General features: G+C 42.7%; 22 protein-coding genes and 1 riboswitch. All 22 genes read right to left on the reverse strand.

The features are described from left to right. Window positions 1-122: 122 nt before the first annotated feature. Entirely contained in the window at window positions 123-1,637 is a 1,515-nt protein-coding gene (gene atpA, locus ACH8E3_RS05165; RefSeq protein ID WP_458631542.1) for a F0F1 ATP synthase subunit alpha, read from the reverse strand. Window positions 1,638-1,648: 11 nt separating this feature from the next. Further along, window positions 1,649-2,200 (reverse strand): F0F1 ATP synthase subunit delta, encoded by a 552-nt coding sequence (locus ACH8E3_RS05170; protein WP_458631543.1) that lies wholly within the window; start codon window positions 2,198-2,200, stop codon window positions 1,649-1,651. Then, window positions 2,197-2,685, reverse strand: coding sequence for a F0F1 ATP synthase subunit B (atpF, locus tag ACH8E3_RS05175; protein ID WP_458631544.1), 489 nt, complete (start codon window positions 2,683-2,685; stop codon window positions 2,197-2,199). The genes ACH8E3_RS05170 and atpF overlap by 4 nt, the downstream gene beginning before the upstream one ends. A gap of 96 nt (window positions 2,686-2,781) precedes the next feature. After that, window positions 2,782-2,994, reverse strand: coding sequence for a F0F1 ATP synthase subunit C (gene atpE, locus ACH8E3_RS05180; RefSeq protein WP_458631545.1), 213 nt, complete (start codon window positions 2,992-2,994; stop codon window positions 2,782-2,784). Between the two features lie 97 nt (window positions 2,995-3,091). After that, window positions 3,092-3,853 (reverse strand): F0F1 ATP synthase subunit A, encoded by a 762-nt coding sequence (gene atpB / locus ACH8E3_RS05185; protein ID WP_458631546.1) that lies wholly within the window; start codon window positions 3,851-3,853, stop codon window positions 3,092-3,094. Window positions 3,854-3,880: 27 nt separating this feature from the next. Beyond that, window positions 3,881-4,258, reverse strand: coding sequence for an ATP synthase subunit I (locus ACH8E3_RS05190; RefSeq protein ID WP_458631547.1), 378 nt, complete (start codon window positions 4,256-4,258; stop codon window positions 3,881-3,883). Further along, window positions 4,251-4,484, reverse strand: coding sequence for an AtpZ/AtpI family protein (locus tag ACH8E3_RS05195; protein ID WP_458631548.1), 234 nt, complete (start codon window positions 4,482-4,484; stop codon window positions 4,251-4,253). The genes ACH8E3_RS05190 and ACH8E3_RS05195 overlap by 8 nt, the downstream gene beginning before the upstream one ends. 171 nt (window positions 4,485-4,655) lie before the next feature. Next, on the reverse strand, window positions 4,656-5,813 hold the full coding sequence (gene wecB, locus ACH8E3_RS05200) for a non-hydrolyzing UDP-N-acetylglucosamine 2-epimerase (protein ID WP_458631549.1): 1,158 nt from the start codon (window positions 5,811-5,813) through the stop codon (window positions 4,656-4,658). 19 nt (window positions 5,814-5,832) lie between these two features. Continuing rightward, entirely contained in the window at window positions 5,833-6,468 is a 636-nt protein-coding gene (gene upp / locus ACH8E3_RS05205; protein WP_458631550.1) for a uracil phosphoribosyltransferase, read from the reverse strand. Between the two features lie 302 nt (window positions 6,469-6,770). Further along, window positions 6,771-8,018 (reverse strand): serine hydroxymethyltransferase, encoded by a 1,248-nt coding sequence (glyA, locus tag ACH8E3_RS05210; RefSeq protein WP_458631551.1) that lies wholly within the window; start codon window positions 8,016-8,018, stop codon window positions 6,771-6,773. A 33-nt stretch (window positions 8,019-8,051) separates the two neighbouring features. After that, complete coding sequence (locus ACH8E3_RS05215; RefSeq protein WP_458631552.1) at window positions 8,052-8,612, reverse strand: TIGR01440 family protein; 561 nt, start codon at window positions 8,610-8,612, stop codon at window positions 8,052-8,054. Between the two features lie 13 nt (window positions 8,613-8,625). Further along, window positions 8,626-9,081, reverse strand: a complete 456-nt coding sequence (gene rpiB, locus ACH8E3_RS05220; protein ID WP_458631553.1) for a ribose 5-phosphate isomerase B — start codon at window positions 9,079-9,081, stop codon at window positions 8,626-8,628. A gap of 107 nt (window positions 9,082-9,188) precedes the next feature. Next, a riboswitch (ZMP/ZTP riboswitch) is annotated at window positions 9,189-9,269 on the reverse strand. A gap of 55 nt (window positions 9,270-9,324) precedes the next feature. After that, on the reverse strand, window positions 9,325-9,906 hold the full coding sequence (locus tag ACH8E3_RS05225) for a low molecular weight protein arginine phosphatase (protein ID WP_458631554.1): 582 nt from the start codon (window positions 9,904-9,906) through the stop codon (window positions 9,325-9,327). A 48-nt stretch (window positions 9,907-9,954) separates the two neighbouring features. Then, window positions 9,955-10,515, reverse strand: a complete 561-nt coding sequence (locus ACH8E3_RS05230) for a manganese efflux pump MntP (protein ID WP_458631555.1) — start codon at window positions 10,513-10,515, stop codon at window positions 9,955-9,957. Window positions 10,516-10,593: 78 nt separating this feature from the next. Continuing rightward, complete coding sequence (locus tag ACH8E3_RS05235; protein ID WP_458631556.1) at window positions 10,594-11,760, reverse strand: L-threonylcarbamoyladenylate synthase; 1,167 nt, start codon at window positions 11,758-11,760, stop codon at window positions 10,594-10,596. Window positions 11,761-11,830: 70 nt separating this feature from the next. After that, on the reverse strand, window positions 11,831-12,550 hold the full coding sequence (gene spoIIR, locus ACH8E3_RS05240) for a stage II sporulation protein R (protein WP_458631557.1): 720 nt from the start codon (window positions 12,548-12,550) through the stop codon (window positions 11,831-11,833). A gap of 185 nt (window positions 12,551-12,735) precedes the next feature. Next, window positions 12,736-13,929, reverse strand: a complete 1,194-nt coding sequence (locus tag ACH8E3_RS05245) for an FtsW/RodA/SpoVE family cell cycle protein (RefSeq protein WP_458631558.1) — start codon at window positions 13,927-13,929, stop codon at window positions 12,736-12,738. Between the two features lie 131 nt (window positions 13,930-14,060). Beyond that, window positions 14,061-14,963 carry a peptide chain release factor N(5)-glutamine methyltransferase gene (gene prmC / locus ACH8E3_RS05250; protein ID WP_458631559.1) on the reverse strand — a complete coding sequence of 301 codons (903 nt, stop codon included), beginning with the start codon at window positions 14,961-14,963 and terminating at the stop codon, window positions 14,061-14,063. A gap of 4 nt (window positions 14,964-14,967) precedes the next feature. After that, entirely contained in the window at window positions 14,968-16,035 is a 1,068-nt protein-coding gene (gene prfA, locus ACH8E3_RS05255; protein ID WP_458631560.1) for a peptide chain release factor 1, read from the reverse strand. 238 nt (window positions 16,036-16,273) lie between these two features. Then, the gene (gene ychF / locus ACH8E3_RS05260; RefSeq protein WP_458631561.1) at window positions 16,274-17,374 is read right to left on the reverse strand and encodes a redox-regulated ATPase YchF; all 1,101 of its coding nucleotides are present in this window, start codon (window positions 17,372-17,374) and stop codon (window positions 16,274-16,276) included. A gap of 113 nt (window positions 17,375-17,487) precedes the next feature. Then, window positions 17,488-18,552 carry a type 2 isopentenyl-diphosphate Delta-isomerase gene (fni, locus tag ACH8E3_RS05265; RefSeq protein WP_458631562.1) on the reverse strand — a complete coding sequence of 355 codons (1,065 nt, stop codon included), beginning with the start codon at window positions 18,550-18,552 and terminating at the stop codon, window positions 17,488-17,490. 22 nt (window positions 18,553-18,574) lie between these two features. Continuing rightward, window positions 18,575-20,083, reverse strand: coding sequence for a cardiolipin synthase (gene cls / locus ACH8E3_RS05270; RefSeq protein ID WP_458631563.1), 1,509 nt, complete (start codon window positions 20,081-20,083; stop codon window positions 18,575-18,577). Window positions 20,084-20,251 lie beyond the last annotated feature (168 nt).

Raw genomic sequence — 20,251 nt, forward strand, 5'->3', positions numbered from 1 at the left:
GACGAAGTCAAAACTAACATCGTAAGCATCTACCTAGTTTTGACGAAGTCAAAACTAACATCGTAAGCATTAACTTAGTTTTGTAAATAATGATACCGAGCCTTACGACCCGGCGATATCATCTATGCCGTTACAGAGAATCCCTTTTTGAATGTCGCAATAGCGTCTTTCAGAGCAGTCTCATTATCCGCAACCAAATCCTTCGTCTCACGAATGGATTGTAGAATTTCAGGACGATTACTTTCTACAAAAGCAATGAACTCACTCTCAAAACGACGAATATCCAACACTGGAATATCATCCAAATGCCCACGTACGGCAGAATACAAGCTAATCACTTGTTGTTCAACTTGTAGCGGTTGGTTGACACCTTGCTTAAGGACTTCCATCAATCTAGCTCCGCGATTCAGACGTGCAAGTGTAGACTTGTCTAGATCCGATCCAAATTGAGAGAACGCTTGAAGTTCACGATATTGTGCAAGGTCTAGCTTCAAACCACCTGCGACTTTTTTCATCGCTTTGATCTGCGCTGAACCACCTACACGGGATACTGAAATACCGACGTTAATCGCTGGACGTTGACCAGAATAGAATAGCTCTGACTCCAAGAAGATCTGTCCATCAGTAATAGAGATCACGTTCGTTGGGATATAAGCTGATACGTCTGATGCTTGTGTCTCGATGAACGGCAATGCCGTTAGGGATCCACCACCAAGTGCATCGCTTAATTTAGCTGCACGTTCTAGTAGACGTGAGTGAAGATAGAAGACGTCTCCCGGATAAGCTTCACGACCTGGCGGACGACGAAGTAACAAGGAAAGTTCGCGATAAGCAGATGCTTGCTTCGTTAAGTCATCATAAATGATAAGCGCATGCTCACCTTTATACATGAAGTATTCAGCCATAGCACAACCTGCATATGGTGCGATGTATAGTAGCGGTGATGGATCAGAAGCCGCTGCTGTTACAACGATTGTATATTCTAAAGCGCCATGACGACGAAGTGTTTCTACAACTTGTGCTACGGTAGATTGTTTCTGCCCGATGGCCACATAGACACATTTCACGCCATTGCCCTTTTGGTTAATAATCGTATCAATAGCTAACGCTGTTTTACCTGTTTGACGGTCACCAATGATAAGTTCCCGTTGTCCACGTCCGATCGGTACTAATGCATCAATGGCTTTGATCCCTGTTTGCATGGGTTCGTGAACAGATTTACGATCGATAACGCCTGGTGCACTGTTCTCAACTGGGCGGAACTCTGTAGCCGCAATTGGACCTTTACCATCAATAGGTTCTCCAAGTGCATTCACGACACGTCCAAGCATAGCTTCCCCAACGGGAACCTGCATAATCTGACCTGTACGTTTAACCTGGTCACCTTCTTTAATCTCGGTGTAACGACCTAGAATAACAACACCCACGTTGCTCTCTTCCAAGTTGAGTACCAATCCGACTACACCATTGGAGAATTCCAACAGCTCACCGGACATAGCGTTCTCAAGCCCGTGTACACGCGCAATACCATCACTTACTTGAATGACAGTACCCACTTCAGCCACTTCAATGTCAGATTTATATTGTTCAATTTGACTCTTAATAAGTGAACTAATTTCTTCTGGTTTGATACTCAATATTTTCACCCCTATCTACTATGCTTGTCATTAAATGACTTTTCGAGTCGTGCAAGCTTACCGGATACGCTACCGTCATACAACGTATCACCGATAACAACTTTCAGCCCTCCAAGTAAGCTCTTATCAATAACGTTGTTAACACGAATCGATTTGTGCGCAACTTGACTGAATTCACTAGAGACTGCTTCGATCTCGCTTGAATCAAGTGCATATGTTGAATAAACAATGGCATCCGCTATCCCAAGATGATCTCCCTGGAATTTGATGTAACTATCTAAAAGATCTGGAAATATATCCGTTCTCCGGCGCTTCACTAGTAGTTCAACGATATTCATCACGGATGGTGACAGCTTGCCATCAAGTGCTCTATGTAGAGCATTCAATTTATCAGAATCCGAAATATTAGGTGTTGTAAGGAATCGCTCAATCGAATCATCCGATTGGATGGCTCCTACAATCGCCTTCAATTCCTGTTCTATTTCAAGCGCTCTTTGCTCCTGTGACGCCACTTCAAACAGTGCCTTAGCATACCGTTTGGCGACTACCGTATCGCGACTCATGATTTACCCCCTACCTCTTTGAGGTATTGATCCACGAGTTGTGCTTGTGCATCATCCGCTTTGACTTCTTTGTTAATCAATTTGGATGCGATTTGTACAGATATCGTACCAATCTCGCTACGTAATGCTTCAACAGCTTTATCCTTCTCACTCTCAATATCTCTAACAGCATCAGACTTGAGACGTGACACAGCCTGACTAGCGTCTTCAAGGATCTGTTCAGCTTGCTTATCACTTGTCTTCTTAGCTAATTCAACGATTTCATAAGCCTCTTTACGAGCGCCTTGCAGAGCAATCTTCTGATCCTCTACATACTGCGTTGCCTCTTGACGAGTTAATTTAGCATCCTCTAACTGCTTCAAAACCAACAAACGTCTTTGCTCCATAACATCGAACAACTTACCGAAGGCATATTTATTTAATAGCCAATACAGAAGTGCAAATGCCAGGATAGTCCAAAGCATATTTTCCCAAATTATACTCACTGAAGTCACTCCTTTCCATTCACGCGAAGTGCGATTTTAAACAAAAGGAAGGCGCGGATGACATCGGCCCTCCCCGCCAAACCGTTGGTCTATTATTTAAGCAAACATGATCAAGAATGCGATAACTGTTGCAGCCAATGGCACAACTTCTACAATACCAACACCGATAAACATCGTTGTTTGTAATGCCCCAGTAGCTTCTGGTTGACGAGCAATAGATTCCACCGTTTTACTTACGATCATACCGTTACCTAAACCTGCACTGAGTGCACCTAAACCAACTGCAATAGCTGCTGCTAAAAATTCCATTATAAATATCCTCCTTCAAATCTTCTTAGTATTGTAATGCTTTATAATATCTTCTGCGAACGTAATCTATAATTATAAATTATTTCACTGAAGTTAATTAATGTTCTTCATGCGTAGTCATTTGAGCAATGTAAACCATGGTCAATATGGTGAATATAAATGCTTGTAAAAAGCCTATAAACACGCTGAATCCTTGCCATAATGCCATGAACGGAATCGATATAATGGACAGTTTCAGAATAACTGTTATCAATACCTCACCCGCAAAGATATTAGCGAACAAACGTAACGCCAACGCAAATGGCTTAGATAGATTCTCGATAATATTCAAGGGAAGGAAGATTGGAAATGGTTTGAGAAAGTGCTGCAAGTAATGTTTCCGGTTTATCTTGAATCCCAAGTAGTTCATCAGTATAAAGACCACTATTGCAAGTCCTGCAGTAACGTTAATATCTGCCGTTGGAGATTTCCACCACAGAAGTTCTGCATGATCCCCAGGTGCTAAATTACGTGTAGCTTCAATTACATATCCGAATACTTCTATCGGCCCGTCCGCTTTAGTAATGATAGCAAACGGAAGTCCCAACAAGTTAGCGACTGAGATGAACAACATCAACGTCAGTCCCAATGATAAGTAAGGTCTGCCCTTTTTCATATCCATTGTACTGTTAATTAAATTCTGAACAAATTCCACTATCCATTCCATAACGTTCTGAACTTTGGTTGGATTCTCAACTGATAAATTTCTAAGACTCAATTTAACAAGTGCGAATACGATCATCACGGTCACCAACAGCATAATAATTGCAGAGAAATCAAGTTGCAGTCCTCCGACAATAATAATTGGCATATCATGCATTGAAATGTATCCCTCCTCTCAACTAGATTATTCTTTTTTCTTTCTCACAATTAAATATATGGCTACAGGAATGGTTAGAATTTGCGGTATAAATAGTCCAATAAGTGTTGCCTCAAGTGATAAATGCTCGTACTTAATTGCAAACATGACCACTAGAATAGAAATACTTATTCGAGTAAGAAAACCTAAACCAAACATTCTCTTGTTGCTTGTTACTGCCTGAGTTAGCTTACGAACTTTCATTGAAAGATAGGCTGTATTGAACAACCCTACTCCCAATCCAAGAACCATACCCATTGTGACTGTGCGATATTCCGGGTATAAGACCCATCCTATTAATAACGCTGACATCATTAGTAAAGACAATTTGGTCACGGTCTTTACTATGGAAATGGTCTCATCCATTCTGTTCCCCCATAGTCCTTTTGATCAACATAAACAAATGAGAGGTTCCCACCACTAGTCCGGATATCGTTCCAATTGCCATCCAATACTTTGGACCTTCCCATATCCCAACCAACCATTTACTTATAAAAAAGCCTAGAAGTATATATGTGGCAAGCATACCACCGGCTCCACTTATGTAAAGGGCCATCTGCCAAGGATTATCATTACGTTTTGGTTTCCCCATCACACTAATCCCAACCTATTTTACTGAATATTTCAAGACTTTGTCAATCAAACGTTTTCATCGTATTAAAGCGAGAAAGTGCCCTGTATTTCTTCTCATTTAGCTTCATATACCACGTAAACCATACAGTTCAACTGTACACTAATTCACACATAATAAAATAACACACTTTTATCTATTTGTGAACATTGTGTGAAATTCTTCCGGTCTTTCTTCTTCTAATCCGAAATGGTGAAGAATCGCATTGACAATTCTTGGGGATACCTGTCCGTCCCCGTAAGGGTTGGCAGCCTTGCTCATAGATTCATACAACTTCGAATCTGTTAACAATTCCTTGGTACGTTGATATACCTTCTCCTCATCTGTTCCCACCAACTCAAGTGTCCCCGCTTCAATTCCTTCAGGACGTTCCGTCGTATCACGTAGGACAAGCACTGGTACTCCAAAGGATGGCGCCTCTTCCTGTAATCCGCCAGAATCACTTAGAATCAGGTGTGTGTGTGGATAGAAATTGTGAAAATCTACGACATCCAGCGGTTCAATCAACTTGATTCGAGGATGGTCGCCTAGAATTTCATGTGCTGGCCCCATAACCGCAGGGCTTGGATGCACCGGATAACAGATAACAACATCATCGAACTCATCCGCGATTCTCTTCACGGCACGGAAAATATGACGGTGCGGTTCGCCCTGTGACTCCCTGCGATGCGCCGTCATTAAAATGAGTCTTTTGCCTGAAGCCCAATCTAACACCGGATGACTATACTCGGGATGTACTGTATATTGAAACACATCTGTAACCGTGTTGCCTGTGATATATATGCTTGACTTTGACTTGTTTTCAGAAAGCAAGTTATTTGCAGACCAATCCGTAGGAGAGAAATGTAAGTCCGCAAGGACTCCCGTTAATTGACGATTCATTTCTTCAGGAAATGGTGACTGCTTATTCCATGTTCTAAGTCCCGCTTCTACATGCCCTACTTGGATCTGTTGCATAAACGCTGCATAGCTAGCTATAAACGTTGTCAACGTATCTCCGTGAACAAGAACAATATCAGGCTTCGCTTCACGAAGCACAGGTTCAAGCCCAGCTAATACTCGTATGGAGATTTCGTTCAAAGTCTGACTATCCTTCATAATATCCAGATCATAATCAGGCTTGATCTTAAATACTTCTAATACCTGATCAAGCATTTGCCGATGTTGCGCTGTTACACACACGATAGACTCTATCCGATCGGAATGCTTCTGCAATTCAAGAATGAGTGGTGCCATCTTAATCGCTTCAGGTCGAACCCCAAAGATCGTCATTACTTTAATCTTTCGCATATATATAATACCTCTTCTCTTACTTAGTTCCGTATAAACGGTCTCCAGCGTCACCTAACCCAGGGATAATATAGCCATGCTCATCTAGACGTTCGTCCATTGCTGCTACATAGATGTCTACATCAGGATGTGCATCATGAACTGCCTTAACACCCTCTGGAGCTGCAATTAGATTCATCATCTTAATCTGGGTACATCCACGTTCCTTCAATACATTTATAGCAGCGATTGCTGATCCACCTGTTGCAAGCATAGGATCAATAACAATCAATTCACGTTCCGTCACATCTGTTGGAAGCTTAGTATAGTATTCAACAGGTTGCAGTGTTACCGGATCACGGAATAATCCGATATGACCCACCTTTGCTGCAGGAAGCAACTTCAAGACACCATCAACCATACCTAATCCTGCACGAAGTATGGGAACAAGACCCAACATCCGACCTGATATGACTTTACACTCTGTCTCTGCTACAGGGGTCTTTACCATTACACTTGCAAGTGGAATCTCTCTCGTTATCTCATATGCCATCAATGTTGCTACTTCATCAACAAGTTCCCTAAAGTCTTTGGTTGTTGTCTGTTCATCACGGATGAAAGTAAGTTTGTGTTGAATTAAAGGGTGATCACATACCACCAATTTTCTATTTCCCATGGTTCGCCTCCGCATTGTTCTTTTGTCTTCGTGTCTTAATTACACAGCGATATCGCAGTGGTGTATTCAAACTTTGTCTATTATAGCACTCTCCGAATTGAATTTGCACCTTCTCCATTGAACATCTATTGAACAGCTACTGATTCAATGAAATATTGTCGATTGTTGCACAACAGGTGTAACGCATCATCGTTGTGTCTATTCGTCTATGTGTCACTATTCTACCGATCACCCTAGGTTTCTATACATATCAAATAGAGGGTAAGCTTTAGCTTACCCTCTAGACATCTAATGATATATATTTAGTATTTCAATTCTGGATATAATGGATATTGATCCGTAAGAGCCGTAACTCTTGCAGCAGCTTGTGCTAATATTGCTTCGTCTTCTGGATTCTTCAGCGTTAGAGCAATAATCTTACCTACCTCAATCATCGCCTTCTCATCCATACCACGTGTAGTTGCAGCAGGAGTTCCCAGACGAATACCACTCGTTACGAAAGGACTTGTTGGATCGAAAGGAATCGCGTTCTTATTGACTGTAATCCCGATTGAGTCCAGAACCTTCTCTGCCACTTTACCTGTCGTATTCACACTTCGTGTATCAACCAATAACAGGTGGTTATCTGTCCCTCCAGAGACGATGTTCAATCCTTCACTGATTAGTGTCTCTGCTAATACCTTGGCATTCTTAACAACATTCTGTGCATATATTTTGAAGGATGGATCTAATGCTTCCTTAAAAGAAACTGCCTTAGATGCAATAATATGCATCAAAGGTCCACCTTGTGTTCCAGGGAACACGGCTTTGTCGATCGCTTGAGCCCATGGCTGTTTGCACATAATCATTCCACCACGTGGTCCACGAAGTGTCTTGTGCGTTGTTGTCGTTACAAAATGTGCATGTGGAACTGGGCTAGGATGAACTCCCCCTGCAACTAATCCAGCAATATGAGCCATGTCTACCATGAATAATGCACCCACATCATTAGCAATCGAAGCTAGTGCTTCAAAATCAATGGTACGTGGATAAGCACTTGCACCTGCGACAATCAAACGCGGACGATGTTTGAATGCAATCTTGCGAACTTCATCATAATCAATAAGGAATGAATCCTCTTGTACGCCATATGGAATGAAATTGTACAATAACCCTGAAGCATTAACCGGACTACCGTGCGTCAAGTGACCACCGTGTGCAAGATTCATACCTAACACCGTATCTCCTGGATTAAGAACAGCTGTGTATACCGCCATGTTCGCCTGAGCACCGGAGTGCGGTTGTACGTTCACATGTTCAGCTCCGAACAATTCCTTTGCACGATCACGAGCAATATCTTCTACGATATCAACACGTTCACAACCGCCATAATATCTTTTACCTGGATATCCTTCAGCATATTTGTTCGTAAGTACAGAACCCATAGCTTCCATAACAGCTTCACTCACGATATTCTCTGAAGCGATAAGTTCAATATTGTTGCGTTGACGCTTCAACTCTAGATCCATTGCCTCTAATACTGCTGGGTCATACTTACGTAATTGTTCCATTATTATATTCCTCCTAGAATTGTGGTGTGTTCATTATTTATATTGAGCTCTTTCCCCACCGATAAGCTTCGGGCGAGTATAAGCAGTATTCACACGTGCTTGTCCTACAAATCTAATACTTGGGCGAAAAGGTACCGCTACGCGTCGCAAGTGCATCCCTATCAATGTCTCTCCAATATCTATCCCGGCATCTGCCTCTATGCTCTCAGCAAGACAAGGCTGTGACAACTTCTGATATGCTGCCGTTGCCATGGAACCACCCGCATGAGGATAAGGTACCGCACCAACTTCCGTTAAGCCGAGCTTGTTAAGAAGTGTTCGTTCCATAACTAATGATCTGTTCAGATGTTCACAACACTGAAATACGACGTCAAATCCCACATCTTCACGAACCTCTTCGATACCAGCAAGCAATTGATCGGCTATTTGAAGCGCTCCACTTGTACCAATATGACTACCTATCACTTCACTTGTACTCGTACCGATCACAAGTATCTTACCTGGCCCTAGTTGGGCTACCTCTGATAGTTCACGAACGACTTGAGCCACTTGTTCTTTAAGAAATGTTCCTGCTAATTGCGATCCTTGATCCATGAAGATAACCTCCTCAGACTTTTAGATTACGCTCTTCGATAAGCTTGATTTTGTTCACACGATTAACATGTCGTTCTTCACCGCTAAATTCCGTTGTAAGCCATTCCTTCACAATCTCGCAAGCTAATCCTGGCCCAATAACTCGCTCCCCAAGCGCTAACACATTGGTATCATTATGTTCGCGTGTTGCCTTTGCAGAGAATACGTCATGAACAAGCGCACATCTTATGCCAGTTACTTTGTTAGCTGCAATGCTCATGCCAATTCCAGTCCCACATACTAATATACCTCGATGCACTTCACCCGCAACCACTTTCTCACACACCGGAAGAGCATAATCTGGATAATCAACTGAATCCGTGCAATTGCACCCGATATCTATCACTTCATGCCCCAACTGTTGAATGACTTGTATGATGTCTTCCTTCAATCGAACGCCTCCGTGATCTGTACCTAAAGCAATCTTCATCTCATATACACCCTCCCATATCACTTGGTATAGTCTTGCACCATTATAACCTAACCATTGACGTAAAAGACAAAAAAAGAGCAGTCTACGGTCAATACCGTAGAATTGCTCTATGCCCAGGCGACCGGCCGTATATCCCGATGCTCCATCGTGGTTCATCCACAGCGTCGCCAGTTACATCGGAACCGATTGTTCTTATATTGTTATGATAAATCAAAAGGTGATAAATTGCAACGATCTAAGTCAGAAAGATTCCCTCATAAGCTTCGTCAGAATACGATCAATCGTCATCCGAATCTCTGTCGCGGTAGCATCATAATCTGATCTCGAACCACCATATGGATCTGATATATCCAAGCTTGGAATACGTTGTTGAATCGCAATCAGACGCTCTTGATCTTGTATATCAACGGGCTTACCTAGCGCTGTGTTCATCGTGATGGTTGCATAAAGGCTATCTAGTTCTTCTAGATCAAGTTGCACCTGTTGTGTATCTTGTATATATTCTTTCATGGTGTAGACCTTACCCACAACCTCTGGGTATATCCTAAGCACATGTTGTTTATGCGCTTGCGTAAGTGTCAATATTAGATCACTTTTACGGACAACATCTATAGTAAGTGGACTAGAAGTCATCACATCATGGATATTATCGTCGCGTAGCACGGATTCTGCATGTCTGGAGATCGGTACACCTTGTGCTGCAGACACACCCGCAGAACTAACCTCAAGCGACATGCCGCGTTCCTTGGCAAGCTTCCGGAGAATGGCTTCTGCCATGGGGCTTCGGCATGTATTGCCAGTACATACGAATAATATATGCAAGTTGTTTGCCCCCTTCATATCTTGTTTTCTATCCTATTGTATCATGTGTTACAACATAAACATGAGACCAAATGCAAGTAATATAGCTCCACCGAGCGCCTCTCCATGATTTCCGAGCTTATGACTCACTCTTCTTCCTAGAAGAAGCCCTACCATAGACATAAGTCCTCCAACGATACCGAAGATCAGAACTGTCAATACAATGTCACTTTTAAACATGCCAAGGGATACGCCTACTGAGAATGAATCAATACTGACACTAATAGAGAAAAGTAACATACCTCCCCATGCTTGGTAATTGATCATATTCGAATTCTCACTACGATAGGAACTAAATATCATATGCGCTCCGAGCAAGATCAATAGCCCACCCGCTGCATATTGCGTCACATTGCCCAACAAAGAACTCATATATTGCCCCGTAAATATTCCAAGTAAAGGCATCGATACGTGAAAGAGACCAATAAGAAGACTTATTCGGAGTACATGTAGTAACCGAATCCCCCTTACACCAATGCCTACTCCTAACGATAACGCATCCATTCCTAGCGCTATTGCCATCATGAATATTGTGATCAATTGACCCCAATATACAGAGGTTCCTAACATACACATTCCTCCACATCCGAATGTACCTTTGTACAAGCATATGCGGACAAGAATTGAAACATGTTAAGAACATCACTGCTAACCTAAATCTATGATTCTACCGCTGGCTGCTTTTATCAACCGATTCATGATGGCTTCGCCTATCCCAACCTCTTCACATGACTCCGAAAGGATGTAATTCACACCTAAATCATCAAATATTCGTAGCGCCGCGAACAATGTATGAGCAGCTTGTGTCAGTGAAGTAACCGAACCAAGCGAAATGATATGTGTCGTCTCGGGTAGACGATAAGATGACCTATGCTCCTCAAATATGAGTAACCCTGTTACCTTTCCATCATCCACTGCATTATTCAACAGACTCATGATACGTGTGGTCACCTCTTGCGAAGAAGAACCACGCACAATCATAAGCTCTCCTTGGGGTGCATAGTGAGCATACTTCACGCCTGGCGAACGCGGGACTTCAGATTGTTCAACATGAGCATGGGAATAAGGAGCCCCCTCCGAAGGAGAACCCGCAGTCTGCGCCTCTTTGATTGCTTCTGCGCTAGCAATCACACTAGCGCCACTGACGCAGGAGAGCTGCTCTATGGTAATTCCCCCAGGTCTTAACACATGAATTACGTCATCCGATAGAATTCTTACTACGGTAGACTCAAGCCCGACGCCCGCGGGACCGCCATCGAGTATGCCGTCCACTCGACCATCTAGATCTTCTCTGACATGCGAAGCTAATGTGGGGCTTGGTCGCCCTGAACGATTCGCACTAGGAGCAGCAATGGGACAATCAGCCGCAGCTATTAAGGCCAGCGCAATCGGATGATTGGGCATGCGTATCCCTACCGTATCTAGACCGGCAGTAACAAGGGGTGAGAGAACATCCTCACGTAGCGGAAGTACAATCGTGAGTGGACCCGGCCAATAAAGGTCCATTAAAGTCAATGCAATAGGTGGAACTTCTGTGATCAACGCATCCAATTGAGAGCGATCCGCAATATGAACGATGAGCGGATTATCAGAAGGTCTTCCTTTTGCGGCAAATACTTTCTCCACCGCTTCTGTACTCCGAGCATCTGCACCAAGACCATATACAGTTTCCGTTGGGAAGGCCACGATTCCACTTTGTCTCAATATTACCGCCGCTTCTTCTACTGCCTGTCTCGTTGGGTTATCGTGATGATCATAGGGAGAGCTAGTCTTCCAATAAACGGTATGCATCCCGTCAATATGCTTAAGCGTCATTTATCTATCCCAAGCTTTCTATAGTTCATAATTATTAATATATTATATCTATGTTAGCACAAAGTTTTAACTAGAATAAACCCTTCACCCAATCCATGATGCTATGCAGAAGATCCCACAGGAAGAATCGCACTTCAGGCTCTGGATCAACTACAGCAGAAACCTGCTTCACATTCAGATTGTCAACCACACTGCCATCAGATAATCGGACAGAGTCATCCGCATTCTGAACTCTAGCATCTCCACTTCCTGAATCAATGAAGCACAGCGGTGGGAAGAGCACACACCACCAATTCTGACCTCTCCCTTGACCAAGTGTCACTCGTAACGCTTCATATTCACCAGCTGGATATACGGTATCCCCATACATCTTAGTAGGAAAGGGCACAACACTTAATTCTACGTTATACGAATAACGGATTCCTCTATCATACAATTCTTTACCTACTAATCTATTTAAATCATCCATATGATTCGATATCGTCGCCCGCGCTTGATCCAGACTTTGCGGATTATCTAACTCTACCACCCAACGGTTCATTTCACCGACAATAGCATCGCGAATCTCTCTCTTGAGCAACTGATCACTTACGCTATCTGAATTCGCTAGAATACGCAATCGAATGGATTCCTCTGGAATCGGACCACCTGCAATAGACGCATCGATACGTTGTCCGTCCCATGTCATGGCAAACATAAAAAATATACTGAAAATAATAGCTACATTCTTCACAAATATGCGTAATTCATCTTCTATTGTCTCGTTTAGATTCATCGATCTCCACTGCATCGTTGTGGCCCCTCTCTATCATTCCATACTATTCAGCATGTCCATTTCTGATAGAGTCTAAACCTATGAATCTACTAAAAAATTGTTGGAGAATAACTTAATTCATAAGAAAACTCCTTTAAGTCAACTCACCCAACGATTTACTGTCAGGGTTCCATGAGTCTATCACTTAAAGGAGTTCGTATTTATGATGATCCTTGCTTCCTTGCTTGTGTATAGCCATAAGGCTGAAGAACTACCTCATCTTGCACATCTTCATTATGAACCTTTACACTCATCACGATGCCAATACTAGCCATATTAATAAGCAGGGATGTCCCCCCATAACTAATGAAAGGTAGTGTAATCCCCGTTAAAGGCATAATTCCGATAAAAGCACCAATGTTCTCAAAGATTTGGTATAACATCATCGCTACTACACCTACAATTAGATAGGGCCCTGCACGATCCCTGCATTCCAGCGAGATTAGAATCATCCGATGAATCATGACAAAATATAATAATAACAACACTGAAGCTCCAACAAAGCCGAATTCCTCAGCAATTTGTACAAAGATAGAATCAGAATACGCCACAGGCACACGATCCGTTTGAACCGATGTTCCCTTCATGTATCCCTCTCCACTCATGCCTCCAGAGGCAATCGCTAGCTTAGCATTGTTCGTATGGTAACTAGCTTTGGCTGTCGCCTTCTCTGGAAGAAGCCATGGATCTAATCTCTCAATCCAGTGATGCTTATTGATCTTCTCAAGCGTCGTCTTGATCTCATCATGATAATGTATATATCCTTGAATACTTCCTACAATTGTGACGATAATGATCGCTCCACCAATCATAGCGTGTGTGAACTTAATGTTCCCAATCCAGAGCAGACCCATCAAAATAATAATGTAACTAAGTGAATTCCCTAGATCGTTCTGTGAAATAACAATAGCAAAGGGTATAAACGTTAATATCCCAACGGGTACAATGTTACTCCAAAAGGATAACTTATTCTTATTCATTTTGACAAGAATAGCGGATAGAAATACGATCAAGCATATTTTGAATAGTTCTGCAGGCTGTAAGGACAATCCCCCTATCTCTAACCATCCCATAGCGCCATTCTTGGGCTCACCAATTAGACTTACTAGTCCAAGGAGGCCTAGGCCAGCCAAATAGATCACCCAAGCATATTTAATAAGTAATCTGTAGTCAATCCATATCAATGCAAAGAAGCCGACAAAAGAGATGATATAGTACTTTAACATTCTGATGTGATGTCCATCATAACCAGTTCTTCCATGTGTAACGCTATATATCGACATAATGCTGATCCCCATAAGAGCAATCAGAACTACCACAATAATAAAATCAATTTTCTTTAACTTTTGAAGCATGTGTCGCCCTCCTGTACTAAGGATTTCCGACCCTTGTGCCTGAAGCCATCCTATCCTCTATTCTAGACGATAGACAACACTAAATTCAATTGGATGATTGAAACAGCATGGCCGAGACATCTTGTATATGATTACACACTTATGTTCACGCCTATAACATGTCTATCTATTCCTGCCAGATCAGCTATGGTGATAATCTCTGTCCAATGCCCAGCTTCACGTAATAATGTAGCCACATCATCTGCCTGTCCAATGCCCAATTCAAACCCTATAAGCGTTGGTGGCTCAGCTAATATAGCGATCTGCTCCATCATAATACGGTAAGGCAACAACCCATCTTCACCACCATCTAGCGCAAGAATTGGTTCAAAGTCACGCACCTCAGGCTGTAGACCCACAATATCATCTGCGGGTATGTATGGTGGGTTAGACACCAATATATCTAACTTCATCCCAGCAAATGGCTCTAGAAGATTACCTTCGCGGAAGTCAACAACCGTGGTATGTCTTACCGCATTCCTCTTCGCTACGCTTAGCGCAGCTGACGAAATATCACTTGCGCATATTTGCCAACCAGGCGACATCGAGGCAAGCGTCACAGCGATCGCTCCGCTGCCCGTGCCGATGTCAGCGACTACGAGCGGGGCGAACTTGGCTTGACTTGACCACACACGTTCAGCTTGCTGTAGTACAGCCTCTACTAACAATTCAGTCTCGGGTCTAGGGATTAATACCGCAGAAGACACATCAAAGGCCAGTCCGTAGAATTCCTGCTCACCTATAATATACTGCGCAGGTTCACCCGCTGCTTTGCGGTTGACCACTTCTTCCCACTTCTTCATTGCATCCGTAGGGAAGGGGTCAGGCAACGCCATATAATACGTTGTGCTAGACAACCCTAAGACATGTTCCAACAAGATTTGTGCATTCCTCTGGGGCTCCATGATACCGAGATGATTGAAAAAAGAGGAAGCCTCCGTAAAGGCTTCCCGAATACTTCGCTTTGATGTCATGACAAAAGCATCGTTGTTCAAAACATTATTCCCCTTTATCCATCATTTCTGCTTGTTCTGCAATACTCAAAGCAGCAATAATGTCTTCGATATCCCCGTTCATGATCTGGTCCAATCTATGGACAGTCAATCCAATACGATGATCTGTTACTCGACTTTGGGGGAAGTTGTACGTACGAATCCGCTCACTTCTATCGCCTGTACCCACTTTTCCCTTACGTTCACCAGCATACTTCGCTTCTTCTTCCTGACGTTTCGTATCTGATATACGGGTACGGAGCACTTTAAGAGCTGACTCTTTATTCTTGTTCTGCGATTTACCATCTTGGCAAGTTGCCACAATGCCCGTAGGGATGTGAGTTACACGCACAGCAGATTTCGTTGTATTAACAGATTGCCCACCAGCACCACTAGAACAGAATGTATCTACACGAATATCTTTATCAAGAATTTCAATCTCAAAGGATTCCGCTTCTGGCAACACAGCCACAGTCGATGTCGAAGTATGAATCCGTCCACCCGACTCTGTCGTTGGAATGCGTTGTACACGATGTGCACCACTTTCATATTTCATTTTGCTATATGCCCCACGACCGTTAATGGAGAAGATCACTTCTTTAAATCCGCCAAGATCATTACTATTAACATCCATAACCTCTACTTGCCATCCCTGTGCATCCGCATAACGTGTATACATGCGATACAGATCAGCAGCAAACAAAGCTGCCTCATCCCCACCAGCAGCACCTCGTATTTCAACAATAACGTTCTTATTATCATTCGGATCTTTCGGCAATAGTAAAATTCGGATCTTATCTTCTAACTCATTATAACGAGTTGTTAATTCATCAATCTCCATCTTGACCATTTCTCGCATCTCATCATCCAACTTCTCCGACTGCATTACTTTGGCAGCGTCTAGCTCTTGTGTTACTGATCTATATTCAGTGAAAGCCTCAAAAGCTGGCTCCAAATCTGATTGTTCTTTAGAATACTCCCGCAACTTTGCAGTATCACTTGCAACGTTAGGATCGCAGAGCAGTTCGCTCAGCTTTTCATAGCGGTCCGCCAAGGATTGTAATTTGTCCAACATTGGGGGTCACCTCTCCTGTTTAGAATACACCGATGATTATCTCGACTGTTTATTTTAACATAATTCATTACAAATAACTACATAGAATCTTCTGCCCCAAGCTACATACATCGAGTAACGTTATCATCGTATGCAGAACATGTGAGAGCAGTTCTTACGTTGTCTCATTCTTCTACAAACAACAAATAAGCTTAGCCACGTCATACGTAGCAAGCTTATCTGAAGCTACTGCTATGAGTTACACGTTAAAACGGAAATGCATAACATCTCCATCTTTTACAACGTATTCTTTCCCTTCAAGTCGAAGTTGACCACGCTCTTTGGCACCATTCATAGAGCCTGCTGCAACTAGATCATCATAAGACACCACTTCCGCACGTATGAATCCACGTTCGAAATCGGTATGAATAACGCCTGCTGCTTGTGGCGCCTTAGTCCCATTAATAATGGTCCAAGCACGAACTTCTTGAACACCAGCTGTGAAATACGTATACAAACCTAGAAGACGATAAGCTGCTTTGATAAGTAGATTAAGACCTGATTCAGCAAGTCCTAGCTCTTCAAGGAACATCTCCTTGTCTTCGCCATCTAACTCTGCAATTTCAGATTCTACTTTGGCACTGATAGGAACAACGGCTGCATTCTCTGCGACTGCGAATTCCTTCACTTGCTGCACATATGGGTTGTTGTCTGCATCAGCTACACCATCTTCACTGACATTGGCTGCGTAAAGAACAGGCTTCAGTGTCAGTAAATGAAGATCACGTATAATAAGTAATTCATCATCACTTAATTCAATGCTACGTGCAGGCATGTCATTATAAAGAGCTTCTTTTACACGTTCAAGTACTTCCACTTCTTGCGCAATCTTCTTATCACCGTTCTTGATGTTCTTACGTGAACGATCAATCTTCTTCTCAATACTCTCTAGATCAGCAAGAATCAATTCCAGATTAATCGTCTGGATATCACTTATTGGGTTCACTTTCCCATCGACATGGGTCACGTTCTCATCTTCAAAACATCTAACCACATGGACAATAGCATCTACTTCGCGAATGTGTGCAAGGAATTTGTTGCCTAGACCTTCACCTTTACTTGCTCCACGAACTAGTCCAGCAATATCAACAAATTCAAATGCTGTCGGTACGGTCTTATTCGGTACGACTAATTCAGTTAATTTATCTAATCGCTCATCAGGTACCTCAACAACCCCAACATTCGGGTCAATCGTACAGAAAGGATAGTTGGCAGCTTCCGCTCCCGCTTGTGTAATCGCATTAAATAATGTTGATTTCCCTACATTCGGTAGACCAACGATTCCGGCTCTTAAAACCATTTATATGACAACTCCCATGTTAGGTAATAGATCTTACTACTTAGTCAAGCTTGATCTTATTCATTATATATTAGAACATTTGACCCGGCAAGGAATAACGGAGAGTTCGCTAGTTATGTAAGACAAGTTAATCGTTTCGTTGAACGTAGTGCACTTATATCAGTTGCACCTATGCCGAACATCACGGTGCGCAGTTCCAGTTCGACTCTCGCCAATGTATTGTCAAGCGCCTCCTCTGATTGCACAGCAGCAGCCAATAGGCTTCGTCCAAATCCAGCAAGGTCTGCGCCAAGAGCAAGTGCTTTGGCGGCATCTACACCGTTATTCAACCCACCACTACCGATCAGTCCACCTTGTGGAGAAACTTCCCTAACTTCTGTGATGCATTGCGTGGTGGGGATACCCCATCCACAGAAGGCTTCAGCTGCCGCACGACGAACTACATCATGGTTGCGATACTTCTCTACTTGACTCCATGAGGTACCACCAGCTCCCGCCACGTCTATGAACGCAACACCAGCATCATATAACCGCGATGCAGTCTCGCCATCAATACCCCACCCTACTTCTTTCACACCTACCGGCACATGAAGTTCGTGACAAATCTTCTTCATTCGTGCAAGCAAGCCCCTAAAGTTCACATTCCCCTCAGGCTGAAAGATCTCTTGTAAGCCGTTCAGATGCAATACCAACATGTCCGCACCTGCAATCTCTACAGCACGTAAACAATCGCTGGCATCAAATCCATAGTTCAATTGAACCGCACCCAAGTTGGCTATAACTGGAATATCAGGAGCCTTATCTCTTACTCGAAACGTATCTGCTAATTCCTCTTGCTCAACTGCGGCACGAATGGACCCAACACCTAATGCCCATCCTCGTCGCTGCGCAACTGCTGCAAGACGTGCGTTAATGGCACCTGTTGACACACTCCCCCCCGTCATCGAACTTATTAGGAAAGGTGTGCGTACATGAGCTCCTAAGAACGTCGACTCGATACACACATCATCGAAATTCATTTCTGGAAGTGCACAATGCTTAAAGCGATATCGTTCGAAGCCTGCCGTTATGCCTGCAGCATTCACTTCTTCGTCCAGACATAATCGCACATGTTCTATTTTACGCTCACCTGTTGGCCGTTCAGGCATTAAAGAGTCTGATGTACTTACTTCGATCATATAATACCCTCCCTTGTATGCATCATAATAATGGTGACATTAAGCGAGCCGCTGATTCAAGAAGTCGCTCCCACACTCTTTTCACCTTAATCTGCTCTTTACTCATCAGCGTAGCCGATAATAAATCTCGTTCGAAATCAGTGACCATTCTTTGAATGCTAGATGTCTTCAGTAGAAGTGCATTCACTTCGAAATTCAGATTCAGGCTACGCATGTCCATATTTGCAGTACCAATCGTAGCCACTTCACCATCCACGATCAACAATTTAGAATGGAGGAATCCTTTTTCATACTCATATATCTTGACTCCTGCTTCCATAAGAGACGGGAAATAAGAATGTGAAGCTAAGAACGGAAGCCATTTATCCGGTTTGCCAGGGAATAGTATTCTTACATCAAGCCCACTTAGAGCAGCTACCCTAAGAGCCGTTAATATATCGTCATCCGGTATGAAATAGGGTGTCGCAAGCCATACACTATTCTCCGCGGAAGTGATCATTGAGAAGAATAAATTACGTAGTACCCGTCGATCATTATCCGGTCCACTTGGTATCATCTGAACCACACCGTCATGGTTACTAGTAAGTGAAGGTGACAAATATTCTTGCCCAAGGAACTTTTCTCCTGTCATATAGAGCCAATCCCTTAAGAAAATAATCTGAAGTGTTCTTACCGATTCACCTCTAACAAGCATATGCGTATCTCGCCAGAACCCGTAAGTCTCGCTTCTGCTTAGATATTCATCTCCTACATTCAACCCACCGATTAGACCTACATTTCCATCGATAACAACAATCTTGCGGTGATTTCGGAAGTTAACACGACTGGAGAAGAAGCTTGTCTTGACGCTACCGAACGATACGATTTTCACACCTGCGTCTTCCATTTCTTTCAAGAATGGCTTCGGAATCTGCATGCTTCCCACCGCATCGTACATAAATCTAACTTCAACACCCATCTTTGCTTTGCTAATCAGTAGCTGCTGGACTTGTGTTCCAATATCATCTGCTCGAAAAATATAATACTCCATATGTATATGATGTTTCGCATTCTTAAGTTCCATCAATAACGTGGAGAACGTTTGCTCACCATTGGTAAGTATTGTTGTTTCTGTAGAAAATGAGATCGGCGTATGTGCCAATTTCTGTGATAATTTCAAAAACTGTTGCTGGCGCGTTGTGAATTTGGATAGATCTTGATGTATTCGAAGCTCTTCTTTCTCAATTCTTTCGTATGCTTCTATATCACGTAACGCTTTTTTATCATATTTACGTCGATTGAAATAATTCTGGCCAAATAGGAAATAGAACAATAGCCCTACAATCGGTACTAAAGCAAGGAGTAAAATCCACGACATTGTTGTAGAAGGGTTACGATTCTCCATTGAAATCATAAAAATTAAAGATATTACGGTCAAGGTGGAGAACACACTGACAATCGTTCCTGCGGTCTTTCCTACAACTCCGAACCCAAAGTAATAAAATGCAAATATAATAGCCGATATTAATACAACTTGCAACCCACGTCTCATCTATTCCCACACCCTTTACCATCTTAAATTATATTTACTTCATTCTTACATACACATATTACATGCACACGTGTGCCACTAACTATTGTACATGATGTCTCTCTATATTCCTATTTAGATTACCTAAAATACTGAATATTCAAATCAATAATCTCTTTATTCATTGGG

The sequence above is a fragment of the Paenibacillus sp. CMAA1364 genome, from assembly GCF_054373195.1.

Coding starts and splice junctions, on each gene's coding strand:
- glyA (WP_458631551.1), bottom strand. CDS start 8,018: ATGGAACAATTACGTAAGTATGACCCAGCAGTATTAGAGGCAATGGAT.
- rpiB (WP_458631553.1), bottom strand. CDS start 9,081: ATGAAGATTGCTTTAGGTACAGATCACGGAGGCGTTCGATTGAAGGAA.
- ACH8E3_RS05230 (WP_458631555.1), bottom strand. CDS start 10,515: ATGTTAGGAACCTCTGTATATTGGGGTCAATTGATCACAATATTCATG.
- wecB (WP_458631549.1), bottom strand. CDS start 5,813: ATGCGAAAGATTAAAGTAATGACGATCTTTGGGGTTCGACCTGAAGCG.
- ACH8E3_RS05190 (WP_458631547.1), bottom strand. CDS start 4,258: ATGGATGAGACCATTTCCATAGTAAAGACCGTGACCAAATTGTCTTTA.
- ACH8E3_RS05170 (WP_458631543.1), bottom strand. CDS start 2,200: ATGAGTCGCGATACGGTAGTCGCCAAACGGTATGCTAAGGCACTGTTT.
- fni (WP_458631562.1), bottom strand. CDS start 18,552: ATGATCGAAGTAAGTACATCAGACTCTTTAATGCCTGAACGGCCAACA.
- atpE (WP_458631545.1), bottom strand. CDS start 2,994: ATGGAATTTTTAGCAGCAGCTATTGCAGTTGGTTTAGGTGCACTCAGT.
- prfA (WP_458631560.1), bottom strand. CDS start 16,035: ATGTTGGACAAATTACAATCCTTGGCGGACCGCTATGAAAAGCTGAGC.
- ACH8E3_RS05245 (WP_458631558.1), bottom strand. CDS start 13,929: ATGCTTCAAAAGTTAAAGAAAATTGATTTTATTATTGTGGTAGTTCTG.
- ACH8E3_RS05195 (WP_458631548.1), bottom strand. CDS start 4,484: ATGGGGAAACCAAAACGTAATGATAATCCTTGGCAGATGGCCCTTTAC.
- cls (WP_458631563.1), bottom strand. CDS start 20,083: ATGAGACGTGGGTTGCAAGTTGTATTAATATCGGCTATTATATTTGCA.
- upp (WP_458631550.1), bottom strand. CDS start 6,468: ATGGGAAATAGAAAATTGGTGGTATGTGATCACCCTTTAATTCAACAC.
- ychF (WP_458631561.1), bottom strand. CDS start 17,374: ATGGTTTTAAGAGCCGGAATCGTTGGTCTACCGAATGTAGGGAAATCA.
- ACH8E3_RS05235 (WP_458631556.1), bottom strand. CDS start 11,760: ATGACGCTTAAGCATATTGACGGGATGCATACCGTTTATTGGAAGACT.
- ACH8E3_RS05215 (WP_458631552.1), bottom strand. CDS start 8,612: ATGGATCAAGGATCGCAATTAGCAGGAACATTTCTTAAAGAACAAGTG.
- atpB (WP_458631546.1), bottom strand. CDS start 3,853: ATGCATGATATGCCAATTATTATTGTCGGAGGACTGCAACTTGATTTC.
- spoIIR (WP_458631557.1), bottom strand. CDS start 12,550: ATGCAGTGGAGATCGATGAATCTAAACGAGACAATAGAAGATGAATTA.